The organism is Kyrpidia sp. (genome assembly GCF_023512215.1).
GTDB lineage: Bacteria > Bacillota > Bacilli > Kyrpidiales > Kyrpidiaceae > Kyrpidia > Kyrpidia spormannii.
Genome location: NZ_JAILZZ010000062.1, coordinates 1 through 14285 on the forward strand (window position 1 = coordinate 1; position 14285 = coordinate 14285).

The following is a 14285-nucleotide window of genomic DNA, read 5'->3' on the forward strand; positions in this document are numbered from 1 at the left end:
GGTGCGTGGCGGAGCGCCGTTCGCGTCGGATTCGTCGGAGAAAAAAGAGAGTTGCCATTGTCGGGTCAAAAGACGAAGTCGGAGGTGTGAGGCCCTGCTCAACCAACGGACTGAATCCAGACGCGCTGAACCGGGCACACTGAAGTCCCTGACGAGCTGGTGGCTCGTCAGGGACCAGCCATTCATGGCTTTGAAATGCCTGAAGGGGGTTCTTCGCTGCCCGATGGACTCGCTACTGGATCCCGTAATCATTCAAACGCCTGTTCGTTCTCGTGCTGAACCCGGGGCCAAGGAATCCGATCCCACCATCCCCTCAAAAACTCGGCGGTGTCATCGCCCAGATGGAGCGCGAAATCACACTCCCGGGGTTGGCATAACGATGCGAAATCGACGAGGGAAAGCAGATACTGTCGCCCTCGTACAAGTGAATCTCTTGGGCGCCGAGGCGCACGATCAGCTCCCCCTCCAGCACATACCCGCATTCCTCCCCCTTGTGGGTGACCATCCCTTCGGGATCGTGAGCCTCCCCCGGCTCAATCTCCACCAACAAAAACTCGATCTGTCCGTGGAGAGAGGGACTCAACAGTTGATATTTCACATGGGATCCGGGAAAATGAATGATCTTTCGCTGGTCCCGTCGCACCACCATACTCTCATCTTTCTGTTCTTCAAAAAAATAGTGCATGGGAACCTCGAGAGCCTGGCAGATGCGCCAAAAAGTGGTCAACGTTGGCACCACCCGGCCCCGTTCCACCTGGCTGATCAGCCCGGGACTCACCTCGCATTTTTCAGCCAACTCCTGGATAGTCCATCCCTTCTCTTGGCGCACCCGGCGAAGTTTCCCATGATCAAATCCCATCTCCATCCGCCTCCCCTGGGGCCCGGCTATCCGCTGCGTCCCCGTTGCGCTTGTATGCCTCCCCGCCCGCGGACCCTGGATCGCCTCGACTCGCCGTCCCGTCCCGGTCTCGTCCGGGATCCTACCGGGCGTCCTCCGTGGTACCCCGTCTTCACGCAACCCAGGCCCCTGAGCCTCGAAGGTCCGTTCATCCCATTTCACACAACCACCGACGGCACCGATTCCAGCAGCTTTTGAGTATACGCCTCCCGGGGTTGTGTAAAGATCTGGTCCGCGTCGCCGACCTCCACCAATCTCCCCTGATACAGAACCCCCACCCGGTCACAGAAATATTTGACCAAACCCATATTGTGAGAAATAAACAGATACGTCAGTCCAAACTGTTGCTGAAGGTCTTTCAGCAGATTGATCACCTGGGCCTGGACCGACACATCCAGGGCTGATGTCGGCTCATCGAGAATCACCAGGGTCGGCCGGGTGATGAGAGACCGGGCGATGGCGATCCGTTGGCGCTGACCCCCGCTGAATTCGTGGGGCAAGCGATGCAGATGGTCGGGGTGCAGACCCACACGCCGCATGAGTTCCACCAAAGCCTCGTCGTTCCCGTACTCCCGGCGCCGTTCCGGCGATACCGCCCGCAGAGGCTCCAAAACGATGTCCCGGATGCGCATCCGCGGATCCAGCGAAGACCGGGGATCCTGAAACACCATCTGAATATCCCCGTAGGGGAACGTCCCCCGTTTCCCGCCCCCCACAAGTATCTGGCCCCGAAAGCGGATTTCACCGCCGTCCGGCTCCTCCAGACCCATGATCAAATGGGCGAGGGTGGACTTGCCGCTGCCCGATTCCCCCACCAGGCCGAACACCTCGCCAGCCCGCACAGAGAACGAAATCCGATCCGCGGCGGTGGTCTCGACGCGCAGCCCCCGCTTTTTGACCACAAAGCGCTTCACCACATCCGCCACTTCCAGGAGGGGAGGCTGAGCGCCTGCCGAGGAGTCGGAGTGAGAACCAGCAGCGTCTTTGGCGTAGCTTGTAACTGTCATACCCGCACCTCCCCCTTTTCCGCGACCCAACAGGCCGCCTGGTGATCCATAGCACAGTCCCGAAGAACGGGCGCTTCCGCGCATCGATCCACCCGGTTTGCACACCGAGGGGCGAAAATACACCCCGGCGGCCGATGGTGGAGATCCGGCAGCTCCCCCTCGATCGCCACCAGAGCCCGACCTCGCCCGGCCACGTCCGGCACTGCGCGCAACAAAGCCTGGGTATAAGGGTGTCTGGGACGGCTGAGCACCCGCCGCACCTCCCCCGCCTCCACCACCTCCCCGGCGTACATCACCACCATGCGCGAACACGTTTGCGCCACTACCCCAAGGTCGTGGGTGATCAGGAGCACCGCCGTCCCGTGGGACTCGGCCAGTTGCTGAATTAAACGGAGGATGTCTGCCTGAACCGTCACGTCCAAAGCGGTGGTGGGCTCGTCCGCAATGAGAAGCGCCGGCTCCGCCGACATGGCAAGGGCGATCACCACCCGCTGTCTCATTCCGCCGCTGAGCTCGAAAGGATACTGCCGGGACACCAAATCCGGCCGGCGGATGCGCACCTCTTCCAGGGCCCTCAAAACCCGCTCCCGCGCTTCACCCTTGGTCACCCGATGGTGGCGGCGGATGACGTGGTACAACTGGTCCCCCACCGTCATCGTCGGGTTGAGGGCGGTCATGGGCTCCTGGAACACGAAACCAATTCGCTTGCCCCGCAACTCGGCCATTTGCCGCTCCGGCAAAGCCACGACATCCCGGCCCTCGAACCGGATCTCCCCGGATTCGATCACCGTCTTCTCCGGCGGCAACAATTTGGCAATGGCCAGGGCTGTGACCGATTTTCCCGATCCCGATTCTCCGACGAGGCCCACGATCTCCCCCCGACGGATCCGGAAATGGATGTGGTTCAGTACTTTCACCCTTCCGCGACCACTCCGAAAGGACAGAGTGAGATCCTTCACTTCAAGGATTGCATCCTCCCCGCCCATGTCGCAAGCCCCCTTCACTCGCGGCTCCGGGGATCCAGGAGATCGCGGATCCCGTCGCCCACGAGATTGAACGCCATCACCGTGACAAAAATCGCCGCCCCTGTAAACGTGGGGTACCACCACTGGTCGAGCAGATATTTCCATCCCACGCTGATCATGGCGCCCCACTCCGGCGTCGGCGGCTGGGCCCCAAGGCCCAGGAACCCAAGAGTAGCAATCAGGAGAATTGTATCACCAAGGTCAAAGGTCATCTGGACGATGATCGGCGGCAGGGCGTTCGGGACAATGTGCCGGGTCACGATCCGGCCGGAACCCAGTCCGAACGTCCTCGCGGCCCGGACAAACAGCTGCTGGGACAACGACAACGTCTCAGCCCGGGCCAGCCGTACATACGTCGGCAATTTTACAATGGCGATGGCCAGCGCCGCATTCCACAGACTCGGTCCCAGGGCTGCGGCCAGGGCCATGGCGAGCACCAAAGTGGGAAAGGCGAGCACAATATCCATGCTCCGCATCACGAGCTGATCCACCCACCGGCCCCGATATCCCGCGAAGGACCCAATTAGGGTCCCGGCGATGGCCGAGAGCATCACGGCCCCCACCCCCACCCCGACGGAAATCCGTGCTCCATAGAGAATCCGGCTGGCAATGTCCCTCCCCACCTCGTCGGTCCCGAACCAGTGCGCAGAACTCGGCGGGGCGAGCCGGCCGCCGAGATCGACAGCGGTCGGCGAGGCCGGCGCCAGCCACGGGGCCAGAATCGCCACGAGGACAATGAGGAAAGCCACGATCACCGCAGCTGCCGCCAGGCGATTGCCCAGCAACCGCAGGGATCCTTTCCACAAACCAACACTCGTTCCCTTTGTTTCCAACACTTCGGGCGCCATCCCGCTCACCTCCGAATCTGCGGATCCAGGGCATAATGAACGAGATCCACAGCCAGGTTGATCAACACATATGCGGCGGCGATGACGACCGTGAAGCCCATGATCGCCGGAAAGTCCAGGGACGCGATGGACTGCACCACGTACTGGCCCATTCCCGGCCAATCAAAAATTGTTTCCGTCACCACGGCCCCGCCCAACAGGGACCCAAAGGACAACCCGATCACCGTGATGGTGGGAACCATGGCATTGCGCAGACCATAACGGATGAGGAGGAACATCGGGCCCAGACCGTTGGCCCGGCCTGTCAACATGAACTCCTGGGACAAGACTTCGATCATGCTCGACCGGACCTGCCGCATGATCACAGACATTTGCACATAAGACAACGTCACGGCGGGCAACACCAAGTGCCACAGGCTGTTAAATAAATCCGCCCAATATCCGGTCAAGGCGCTGTCCACGGTATACAGGCCAGTGATCATCGGGGGTTTTGGCAAATCGATGTCCAGGCGCCCCGACGCCGGCAGCCACCCCAAATGTCCGTAGAAAATCAAGATTAACACCAGCCCGCTCCAGAACACGGGAATCGAAACTCCGCCAATGGAAAAAACCCGGGTGACATAATCCCAGAAAGTGTTGCGTTTCACCGCCGCAAGAACGCCGAGGGGAATCCCAAACAGCACGGCTATCAGAAATGCGTAAAGCACCAGCTCCAGGGTGGCCGGAAAGAAAGTAAACAGGTCCTGGGCAACGGGCTGCTGGGTGCGGATGGACGTTCCCAAATCCCCGTGAAACAACTCTTTCATGTAATCGAGGTACTGCACCCACAGCGGCTGATTGAGGCCGAGCTGTTCACGGATCGATTGCAGCGTCTCCGGACTGGCGTGAGGACCGGCCATCATCTGGGCCGGGTCCCCGGGAATGACGTGGGACATCAAGAAAGTGGCCACCGTAACGCCGAAAAGCACAAAAACCAGCATCAACAACCGCTGTCGAATGAGATATCCCATCGGCACCACCCGTCCTGTCGATCAAAAGGCCCCGAACCGAAACCCGGGGCCTCCCTTGGTCACTTCGACATGTCGGCCAAATTGTAGATCTGTTCCAGCATGGGATTGTAAACGAATCCCTTCACATCACTGCGCATCGGGAGCAGATAATTTTTCTGGTACAAGTAGATATACGGGGCATCATCGATTACGATTTTTTGCGCATCGGTATATAACCGGGTCCGGGTCGCCTGGTCCTGGACGACGGCCGCCTCGCGAATCAGACGATCCACCTCGGGGTTGGAGTAAAAGGCGCGGTTCCCCGCCAGGCCAAAGTTTTTCGAGTCAAACCAGAAGTTCATGAACATGTAGGGATCGGCGTAATCCGGGCTCCACACGCCGAGAGCCAGATCGAACTGCCCCTTGTCCAACATGTCCCGCTCGGTGGCGTACTCCACCTGTTGTAGCTTCACGTTGATCCCAATCTGCTTCAAATTATTCTGGATCGCCAGCGCCTCGGAAGGCCACCAGGGCATGTGGTCGGAATACAGAAGGGTGAGCATGGGCACCTGGACCCCGGATTCGGCCAACAGTTGTTTCGCCTTGTTCACGTCGTAGGTGTACTGGGGCAAGCTGTCGTCGTGGCCCCAAAGGCCCTTTGGAATCGGCCCCCGCATCTGGGTGGCGTACCCGCTCTGGGAAGACTGGATGATACCCTGATAATCCACGGCGTAACTGATCGCCTGGCGCACCTTCTTGTTCTGTAGCGCCGGACTCCCCTTTGACGTGTTCAGATACACGTAATCCACCAACATGCTGGGCTGATTGATCACCGTAATCCCCTGCTCGGAAGACAGCCTTTTCAGTTGGTCGGCGGGAATCCCTTCGGCAATGTCGATCTGGCCCTTCTCCAGTTGGAGCCGTTCAGCGGACGCATCGCCGAGAATGCGAAAATAGACTTTGGAAAGTTTGGGCTGCGTCCCGCTGTACGACGGGTTGAGGGTCAGCTCCAGATACTGCCCTTTCTTCCAGTCCGCCAATTGGTAGGGCCCTGAACCCATGGTGTGATCGGCCAAATAGGCCTGTCCCATGTCCCCGTTCTGCTCGTGCTCCATCACTTTTGGATTCACAATACTCGCGTAATTGGCGGCCAAGGTCGACAGAAAAGCCGGGAATGGGTGTTTCAGAATGAACTGAACGTGAGTGGGATCCAGAACTTTGACTTCCTGAAGCTCATCGAAATCACCGGCGGGCCCCTTGTTAATCTTGAGCAGTCGGTCAAATGTAAATTTCACGGCATTGGCGTCCACCGGCGTCCCGTCGGCAAATTTGTTGCCGCTTTGCAGCGTGAAAGTCCAGGTTTTCCCTCCATCCCCCACCTGCCAGGAGGTGGCGAGGGAAGGTTTTACTTCCGTACTCGCTCCGTCGTATTGCACCAATCGCTGATAACAAGGATACGTGATTTTCCAGGCCGCGTTATCCATCGTCACCGCCGGATCCAGGGTGCCCGTGTCAGACGGCATCGCCACCGTCAGCGTGGATTTGTCCCCGGACCCGCTTTGTCCCGCCGGGTTGCCCGACGAGGTGGGGTTTGAGGCACAGCCGGCCACAACCATCATGCCGGCCACGATCAGCCCCAGCGCCTTGATCCGCCCTTTTTTCACCTTGCCCCCCATACGGGGCCGAACCCCAATCCTCACATCCATCCGCCCCTTTGATCGATGTTAGTCACCGCAAAACATGGCTCATCATGCGCGAAGCATTGGCAAAAGCCACTTTTTCGATCTCTGCGTCGGTCAGCCCTCGCTCACTCATTCTTTCGAGCAGCCGAGGCACATCCTCCACAGACCGGAGTTCTGCGTTTTCAGGAACCTGAAAATCCTCATCCGTTAAATAATCCATAAAATCGAATCCGAAAGCGACGTGGTCAATGCCAATCAGGTCCGCCATGTAGAGAATGTGGTCGATAAACCGATCCATCGTCGGGTGATCGAGGTCCACGAACTTCGGGTAGGCGTTCAACCCGATGACCCCGCCCCGGACTCCGATCTCCCGGATGTGGCGATCCAAAAGATTCCTGGGAACATCACAAAGCGCCCGGGCGTTCGAATGGGAAGCAATAACCGGGCCATCCGCCACGTCCAGGACCCCGTCGATGGAAATATCGTCAAGATGCGACACGTCCAGAACGACTCCTTGGGACTGAAGAGTTCGGACCGTGTGACGGCCAAAAGCGGTGAGCCCCGACATTCCGGCCCCACTCCCGGGATCTCCCGCCGCCCCGGCGATCCGGTTGCTCATTCCCCAGGTGAGAATCGCATGGCGCAACCCCATGGGCCCGAGCACCCCCAATGCCTGCCGCAGCTTCTCCTCCAGTCCGGGTTCTTCGCCTTGAAAATCTTCCGCTGGCCCGGGATTCTCTTTGCCAACTCCTCCGGCCACCAGAGTGTCCGCAGTTTCGCCCCTCATTTCTAAGAGCGGCCACTCCTCGACAAAGGAAAGCCCCTCCACGCCCAAAAAAATACCCACTTTTCCGGCATCCACGGCGCCGGTCAAGCCCTCGGCCGTCCTCACCAACTCCGCCTCTTCCCGGCACTCCTCCAAGTCCGCCATCAGCGAACCGAGTAGTTGCAAAAAGCGACTCGGGCCAACGGAACGGTATTGAGGTTCTACCCACAGCACTGCAATCATCGCCCGGACCCCGGCCCGCATCAAACGGGGATAATGGCGCCGGGCAAATACCCGTTGTTCCCCCTTGGCTCGCCGAACGGCAATATCCGTCACGATATCCGAGTGCAGATCGAACACATACGGCATGCTATTCTGACCTTTCAATCCGTTTCATCGCCCCCACCCGTTTCAGCTTTACCGGCACTTCGATATATTAAATTCTATTGGTTGATTTATATTATATTAAATATCCGCCCCAGCGCAATAGGTTGAACGCAAAAAAGCCAACAACACCCGAAGAGTTTCACCTTCAACTCTTCGGCAAGCTTTTGAAGAGTGAGAACACGAACGATCTTCGCACCGCTCCCGAATCGCGCCTCATTGGCATGGGGGGGCAGACAGCAAGTGGAGACGCCCAATTTGCGAATGAAAACCGGATCGCAAGGTTTACCCGCGAATGCGGCGTAATGCTGTGGGCGAGAAGGTGTCGGCGATCTCGTCCAGGGACAATTCGTCCTTCATGCTCACAAGATATTTTTCGAGTAATCGAAAAAGCGTATAATGAATCAGTGGGACAAGCCATAAAAGCGGCCAAGCTTATCACCCGAAAAGTCGAGGTAGCGGATCACTTGTCCATTCACACCTGCGAGGGGGAGGATGCGATGGAAACCTATACCTATGACGTGCGGATGTTCAAGGAGACCTTTGAGTACGGGTTCACGTACATCAACGGCTTCATGCGAAACGTGCACCGGTTCGCCCATCGTCCAGCTGTGACTTGCCCGCTTCGCAACCGGACGTGGACGTATGCCGAACTCAATCGAGAAGTGAACCGGCTTGCCCACGCGCTTTTGGGAGACGGGATTGGCAAGAATGACGTGGTCATGTACCAACTGCTCAATTCCTTCGAGTTTGTGTTGAGCTATCTTGCACCTCAAAAAATCGGGGCCATTAACTGCCCGATCAACTATCGCCTCTCGCCTGGGGAAACGGCGTTTATCATTGACGACAGCCAGCCGGCGGTGTTCATATACGATGCGGAGATCCGGGAAACGGCGGAGCAGGCGTTGGCACTGGCTCGGCACAAACCGAAACGGATCGTGATGGTCGACCTGAACGGCGATCAGCAAGCGCCGGAAGGTCACGTTCCGTTCGCCGAGTATGTCAACAATCAGCCGGAGGACAATCCGCCCATCGAACGCCCGTCCCACATCTACGATGAAACCACCCGCCTTTATACCTCCGGGACCACGGGCACCCCCAAGGGAGTACCGCTGAACAACATCAACGACGTCCTCTCCGCCCATGACGTGGCCATGCATTTTCCTTTAAGTCCCGTCGATAAAACCATGAACATGAGCCCCTGGTTTCACCGCGGGGGACTCCACTCCGGCGGGCCAACCCCCACCCTCTACGTCGGGGGTGAGATTGTCATTCTGAGATATTTTAATCCGAGAACATGCCTGGAGTATGTAGAGAAATACGGGTTGACCTTTTTGATCGGGGCCCCGCCCATGCTAAAAATGCTCTATGAACAACAAAAAAAGAATCCCGCCGATTTGACAGGGCTGAAGGGGATCGTCACCATGGGGGCACCCTTGGAAAAAGAGGACTGCATCCGGTTCCAGGAGACCTTGACACCGAATATTTTCAACGGATATGGGACGACCGAGGCCTTCTGGAACACCTTCTTGCGGCCCTACGATTTGCCGGATCACTCCGGCGCTGCCGGTCGGGCCTGCACCGATGACGAGGTGGTGGTCGTCAAGGTGTATCCGGACCGCCGGGCGGAACCGGACGACTGGGTGGCCAAGGATGGCCAGGAAATCGGGGAGATCATCGTGAAAGCCCCGGGCAAGACGACCTACTCTTACGTCCATGCCGGGGAGGACTCGGAGCAGGTCTTTTACAAGGGCTGGATCTACATCGGAGATGTCGGAACTTGGGACGAGGACGAGTACATCACGGTGGTGGGCCGCAAGAGCAACATGATCATCTCGGCCGGCGAAAACATCCACCCCACCCAGGTGGAAGAGATTTTGAACCAGCATCCGAAAGTGAAAGAATCGGTGGTGGTCGGAGTGCCGGATGAACTCCGGGGGGAGGCGGTGGTGGCCTACGTCATCAAGGCGGACCCCTCGTTGACGGCGGCGGAATTGAACCATTACTGCAGCACCCACCCGATGCTTGCGAGCTACAAGCGACCGCGTTTCTACCGGTTTGTCGAGGAATTGCCCTTCACCGCCACGGGGAAGAAAAAGCACTATGAAGTGAGAGCGATGGCGCTGGAAGACCAGAAACGGGGGCTGTTTGAACGGCTTTAAACCTCATCGGGACTGTCGGGACTGTCGCTGCGGACTGGGCGTGGGTCGGTCCACTGGGCCGCTACGCTTCCCAGTCCGCGCCCGTTTAACGGGCGTCCCCCGCGGCCCGAGACACGCCGACCGTCAGCCCTCGGACCGCCCCGGGAGCCGCCAACTCATCCAAATCACCGCCAAGCCCAGAACCGCCAAAACGGTCCCCAACTCGTGCAAACTCGTCGTGTCCAGGTGATGGCCAAAAAACAACCCGAGCAACACCGTGGAAAGAATCGTCCCCATATAGCGGGACGTTTGGAACAACCCCGACGCCACGCCGATCACCTCTTTCGGCGCCACCTGAAACAGGGCGGTCTGCAGCCCAACGTTATTGAACCCGTTGCTCACCCCGAGCACCGACAAACAGAACACCAGCCACGCGACGGACGAGGCGCTGTGAAGGGTCCAAAACAACGCGGATCCCACCGTCATGCAGATCCCGGCCAAAACCAAAGGCGGGCGCACGCCCCCTTTGGCCACCCAGCGGCCGGTCAACGGAGTGACGATCACCCCAAACCCGGCCACCGCCAGCATTAACAGGCCGGTCTCCTGGGCGTTCAACCCCCGGGCCTCCTGCAGATACGTCGGCATACCAAAGAAAATCGAGTAAAAAATCACGTTCACGGTCACGAATTGCACCAACACCCGGGTGAGGGACAGATTGTGCCGAAACATCCGCACATCCAAAAATGGTGTCGCCACCCGCAGTTCCACGGCCACCAGGGCCAAACCCGCGATGACAGCCAGAACCCCGGCGCCCCAAATCGGGTGGTCCGTCACCGAAAGGAGAAAGAGCAGCCCCGTGACGATGGTTCCGGCAAAAAGCGCCACGCCGGGAATATCCAAGTATCTCAGCCAACCGGGGAGCGATTCCGCCCGCTTGCGCGGCTTGTCTTTTGGCAACACCGCCAAAGCCATCCCAAACCCCGCGATAACAAACGGAAAATTAACCCAGAAGATGGCCGGCCAGTCGCCGTAATGGACCAGCACGCCGCCGATGGACGGCCCGAAGGCCGCGGCGCCCGATGCAAAAACCGACAAAAACGCCAACGCCTGGGACTGCCGCTCCGTGATGACATTGCGCACGATGCCCATCCCCGCCGGATAAATCGCCCCGCTTCCAAAAGACTGGATCAGTCGGAAGGCGATCAACCACCCGTAGGACGGGGCGAAGGGAGCGGTCGCCGATGACACCGCCACCAGAATCAGGCCGGCGAGAAAAACCCTTTTGCGCCCAAACAGATCGGCCAGCTTGCCCATCACCGGCTGGGCGATGGCACTGGCCAAATAATACGCCGAGATCAGCCAGGACGCCGCGGCAAAATCCAGACCAAAGGCGTGCTCCAGCCGGGCCAGGGCCACGGCGATCAGCGACGAATTGAGCGGATTGAGCAGCACCCCGAGGGCGATGGTGAACAGCAAAAGATTCCTGCGCGGCGACGCCGGCGGACCTGTCCCATCTCGTCTTTCTGTCTCCAGTTCCACGATCTTCCGGCCTCCCGCGTGCACTTGCGATCGGATTATTCCATCGACGATCCGCCGTTTACCGGAGCGTACGTTCCCCATCCAGTATACCATTCGTATCGCGAGAATTTCCAAAAGCGGGATCAACCTGGATATGCACACCTTTGGCATCACGGAAGGAATCTCCGCAATTGCCGGTTCCATTTCCAAGGTATATGCTAATCAAAGGAAAGTGGTCAACGTCTCAGGCGAATTGTCCACGAGCAGTGTTCGGATCTTCATTTCGTTCCTCCCACAGCACGGTGTTGTATTCGACAGTCAGGTTCCTGTCTCGGGTATGGCCCACTTGCAACACCGTATTGGGATGCCGTAAACGAATCCGAATCCTCCCGGACGGATTGTCGACTTTTGCACTGCTCTCTATACCGAAAGGAGTACCCATTTCTTCAATATCGATTAAATTTTGGGCTACGAGAAATCCGCCCCGCATGCTGCCGCGTATCACGATTGAATTCCCTGCTTCCAAAGAGCTGGCGTAAGTACCAGGCCCGGTAACCACAATGCTCCCGGATGCCCTCACCGAACTGGAGGTGATACTGGCCGCCTTCACCGTGGCGGTTTCAGTGTGTTTCATCGATTCGATGTGGAAGATGTAATCAACCAACATGTGGTGTAAAGCCATCACATGCTGTTCAGTTATGTTGGTCCTGCCAATTCCGAACCACTTTGAGCGGATCTCACGCACGATCTGGCGATACCGATCATCTGCGTTCAGCACTCCATCAGTCTCGTTGCAGAAGGATTGCAGAAAACGTTCCAGATCCGGATGGCGGGTGGTAAGCAGTGCGTCCGCCAACAACCCCAGGCGTGTACGCTGGTCAATCCGCTGCCTGGCGTGCGCCAACAATTCCTGGAACTCCGCTTGGAACTTCTCATATTCCACTATACCTTTTTCAGCATCTCATAAATCCTCGTGTACACAAATTTAGATGCTCCCGCCACGATCTGCGAACCCACAATGGCATCCTGTACCGACACACCACGTTCTCCCAGCACCGTCGAGTGGAACACACCACCATTTACCCGCACTGTCCCCATGGCTTTGATATAGCTACCATCGAGTACCGACCCCAACACCACAACGTCCCCGTTAAATTCAACCTTCCCTCTTTGCTGGAAAGATCGTGGTCAATAACCAACTCCGGGATTACATCGATACGATTTTTCGTAAAGAGCAGTCGGCCACTGCGAACTGCCACGAGGCGGTCATTTACTTCTATCACACCTTGACCCAGCGTTGGCAGCGAGCGATGTACTGGACATGGAATCTCCCTGCCGAACACATCCCGCCCCGGCGTACCCGGTATCTCTGGTTCCAATACAGCGACCGTTGTGCCAAGACCAATGGATGTAATGGGCATCTGACGCTGAAGAGGATCGTGGACCTTCGGAAGTTCAACCCGTCTGTAACGAGCCGCTCGGCCTGGAACGGGGGGAGTTCCCCGCAACACGATACACTCGGTCGTGTCCTTGGCCTGAGCAATGGTCTCAACTCCTGTCGGGTCAAGTACCCCGACGTACCCCGCAGACTCCAACCGCGCCACAATTTCGCCGGTGCCCAATGGATCGGGACGCAAATCTATTGTTTCAATTTCCAGCACCGCACGATGCGCACCGTGCATGTCTCTGAGACGATGCTCTTCACCCGGTGTTACGTCGATTCTCCCGATGACTTCCATGTTGTCTTTGGTCACTTTTGTCGAAAACCGGATAGATGGTGGACGCTTGGCCAGCGATACCTCGATATGCTGATTTGCATGAACCACAACTTCCCCGAGGCAGTTTTGTCCGTCAATCACAACTGTCAAGCGAGGGTCATCGGGGATGACAATGGTTGCAAATGAACCTTCGTCGTCGGGGTCAGTGACAAAAAGCTGATTGTTCACCACAGTGACAGTTCCATGCCGTACGCTTCGTATCTCTTCATCGAATTCAAAAGACTGGATGAGTTGTGTCTCAGGTTCTGACGAACGTGACATGCCAGGTTTATAGAGCCAGCGTCTTACTTTCTCCAGCAAGGATCGCATTCTCTCGCCCCCGATACCCTTGCACGTACTGGTACATGCTACAGAAAGCTACTTTGTCTCCACCTGTAAACCATTTCGCAATGATCGGTAGTACAGGTTGACAAGAGCATCGAGTTCTTGACTTTTCTGTATTACTGTCTCATCGGTCAGTGAGTCATTCCTATTCAGAGCAAGATTAACCAGCTCATTCCTCTTACGCTCAATTTCACCAAGTAGATTCGACAGATCATTCACCGACATTGGGCGTGACCAATAGTATCCCTGACTCATATTGACGCCAGCTTCCCGAATGGCAACCAGATCTTCGTCGTTTTCGACTCCTTCAGCAATGACTGCATTACCGGTCCCCACTAATCTCACTAAACAAGATAGAAAACGTTGTTTTGAAGAGGATGTCGATATACCTTGAACCAACACACGGTCCACTTTGACGAAATCAGGTTCGAATTCAAGGAGTGCCATAAGACTGGTACTCGCCGCACCAACATCGTCAAGTGCAATCCGAACGCCGAGCGATCGTATGGGTTCGATCATTTTCGAGAGAAACGAAGGATCATAGGATATGTACTCAACAATTTCGATAACCAGTTGGTGCGGTTCACAAAGTCCCTCTCCAAGAAAAACTTGGAGCTGTTCAACAAAGGACTCCTGAACAAGGCTGCTCGGCATCACATTCACAAACAGGGGTATGGTTCTGATTTCAGGAGGTAACGCTCTGAGGAGACTTACGCTGGTGGTAAGAGCCAATAAATCCGCGTCAACCGAACGATTATATTCATAAGCAGCACGGAACCAAGCATCCGGCGGAATAAGATTCCCGCTGCCCTGTGGTCGGCTAAGTGCCTCGTGGGCAAAAAGGACGCCATCGGCATGATTGACGATGGGCTGATAAACCACGTCAAGCGTTTCGTGTTCAAGGATCTCATCTACAATCCGCCGG

Annotated in this window: 13 protein-coding genes; 1 reads left to right on the plus strand and 12 read right to left on the minus strand. The window is 57.2% G+C overall.

Annotated features, from left to right (window positions below; translation table 11 throughout):
• Positions 1 to 313: 313 nt before the first annotated feature.
• The 7 genes from K6T64_RS14825 to K6T64_RS14855 all read right to left on the minus strand — a co-directional run bounded on the left by K6T64_RS14825 (position 314) and on the right by K6T64_RS14855 (position 7584).
• Complete coding sequence (locus K6T64_RS14825) at positions 314 to 859, minus strand: helix-turn-helix domain-containing protein (RefSeq protein ID WP_288010850.1); 546 nt, start codon at positions 857 to 859, stop codon at positions 314 to 316.
• A 197-nt stretch (positions 860 to 1056) separates the two neighbouring features.
• Complete coding sequence (locus tag K6T64_RS14830; protein ID WP_288010851.1) at positions 1057 to 1905, minus strand: ATP-binding cassette domain-containing protein; 849 nt, start codon at positions 1903 to 1905, stop codon at positions 1057 to 1059.
• Positions 1902 to 2891 carry an ABC transporter ATP-binding protein gene (locus K6T64_RS14835; protein WP_288010852.1) on the minus strand — a complete coding sequence of 330 codons (990 nt, stop codon included), beginning with the start codon at positions 2889 to 2891 and terminating at the stop codon, positions 1902 to 1904. The genes K6T64_RS14830 and K6T64_RS14835 overlap by 4 nt, the downstream gene beginning before the upstream one ends.
• A gap of 14 nt (positions 2892 to 2905) precedes the next feature.
• The gene (locus K6T64_RS14840; protein WP_288010853.1) at positions 2906 to 3778 is read right to left on the minus strand and encodes an ABC transporter permease; all 873 of its coding nucleotides are present in this window, start codon (positions 3776 to 3778) and stop codon (positions 2906 to 2908) included.
• 5 nt (positions 3779 to 3783) lie between these two features.
• Positions 3784 to 4788 carry an ABC transporter permease gene (locus K6T64_RS14845; RefSeq protein ID WP_288010854.1) on the minus strand — a complete coding sequence of 335 codons (1005 nt, stop codon included), beginning with the start codon at positions 4786 to 4788 and terminating at the stop codon, positions 3784 to 3786.
• A gap of 59 nt (positions 4789 to 4847) precedes the next feature.
• Positions 4848 to 6473 carry an ABC transporter substrate-binding protein gene (locus K6T64_RS14850; protein WP_288010855.1) on the minus strand — a complete coding sequence of 542 codons (1626 nt, stop codon included), beginning with the start codon at positions 6471 to 6473 and terminating at the stop codon, positions 4848 to 4850.
• Positions 6474 to 6495: 22 nt separating this feature from the next.
• Entirely contained in the window at positions 6496 to 7584 is a 1089-nt protein-coding gene (locus K6T64_RS14855; RefSeq protein WP_288010856.1) for a dipeptidase, read from the minus strand.
• Between the two features lie 515 nt (positions 7585 to 8099).
• On the opposite strand from K6T64_RS14855, the gene K6T64_RS14860 reads away from it, so the two are divergent.
• The gene (locus tag K6T64_RS14860) at positions 8100 to 9761 is read left to right on the plus strand and encodes a class I adenylate-forming enzyme family protein (protein WP_288010857.1); all 1662 of its coding nucleotides are present in this window, start codon (positions 8100 to 8102) and stop codon (positions 9759 to 9761) included.
• 123 nt (positions 9762 to 9884) lie between these two features.
• Here K6T64_RS14860 and K6T64_RS14865 read toward each other — a convergent pair whose 3' ends face one another.
• From K6T64_RS14865 to K6T64_RS14880, 5 genes are all read right to left on the minus strand, one after another.
• Complete coding sequence (locus K6T64_RS14865; protein ID WP_288010858.1) at positions 9885 to 11279, minus strand: MFS transporter; 1395 nt, start codon at positions 11277 to 11279, stop codon at positions 9885 to 9887.
• Positions 11280 to 11502: 223 nt separating this feature from the next.
• Entirely contained in the window at positions 11503 to 12201 is a 699-nt protein-coding gene (locus tag K6T64_RS14870) for a hypothetical protein (protein ID WP_288010859.1), read from the minus strand.
• Positions 12201 to 12398: a hypothetical protein gene (locus K6T64_RS16920; RefSeq protein WP_353737826.1), complete on the minus strand. Its 198-nt coding sequence runs from the start codon at positions 12396 to 12398 to the stop codon at positions 12201 to 12203. The genes K6T64_RS14870 and K6T64_RS16920 overlap by 1 nt, the downstream gene beginning before the upstream one ends.
• The gene (locus K6T64_RS14875; protein WP_288010860.1) at positions 12338 to 13345 is read right to left on the minus strand and encodes a flagellar assembly protein A; all 1008 of its coding nucleotides are present in this window, start codon (positions 13343 to 13345) and stop codon (positions 12338 to 12340) included. Before K6T64_RS14875 ends, K6T64_RS16920 begins: the two co-directional genes overlap by 61 nt.
• Before the next feature lie 48 nt (positions 13346 to 13393).
• Positions 13394 to 14285: EAL domain-containing protein (locus tag K6T64_RS14880; RefSeq protein ID WP_353737827.1), on the minus strand; the 892-nt coding region annotated here is incomplete at its 5' end.

Excerpts from the sequence above, each read along its gene's own strand:
- K6T64_RS14825 (WP_288010850.1), bottom strand. The coding sequence starts at position 859 with ATGGGATTTGATCATGGGAAACTTCGCCGGGTGCGCCAAGAGAAGGGA.
- K6T64_RS14835 (WP_288010852.1), bottom strand. The coding sequence starts at position 2,891 with ATGGGCGGGGAGGATGCAATCCTTGAAGTGAAGGATCTCACTCTGTCC.
- K6T64_RS14855 (WP_288010856.1), bottom strand. The coding sequence starts at position 7,584 with ATGCCGTATGTGTTCGATCTGCACTCGGATATCGTGACGGATATTGCC.
- K6T64_RS14860 (WP_288010857.1), top strand. The coding sequence starts at position 8,100 with ATGGAAACCTATACCTATGACGTGCGGATGTTCAAGGAGACCTTTGAG.
- K6T64_RS14850 (WP_288010855.1), bottom strand. The coding sequence starts at position 6,473 with ATGGATGTGAGGATTGGGGTTCGGCCCCGTATGGGGGGCAAGGTGAAA.
- K6T64_RS14845 (WP_288010854.1), bottom strand. The coding sequence starts at position 4,788 with ATGGGATATCTCATTCGACAGCGGTTGTTGATGCTGGTTTTTGTGCTT.
- K6T64_RS14875 (WP_288010860.1), bottom strand. The coding sequence starts at position 13,345 with ATGCGATCCTTGCTGGAGAAAGTAAGACGCTGGCTCTATAAACCTGGC.
- K6T64_RS14830 (WP_288010851.1), bottom strand. The coding sequence starts at position 1,905 with ATGACAGTTACAAGCTACGCCAAAGACGCTGCTGGTTCTCACTCCGAC.
- K6T64_RS14840 (WP_288010853.1), bottom strand. The coding sequence starts at position 3,778 with ATGGCGCCCGAAGTGTTGGAAACAAAGGGAACGAGTGTTGGTTTGTGG.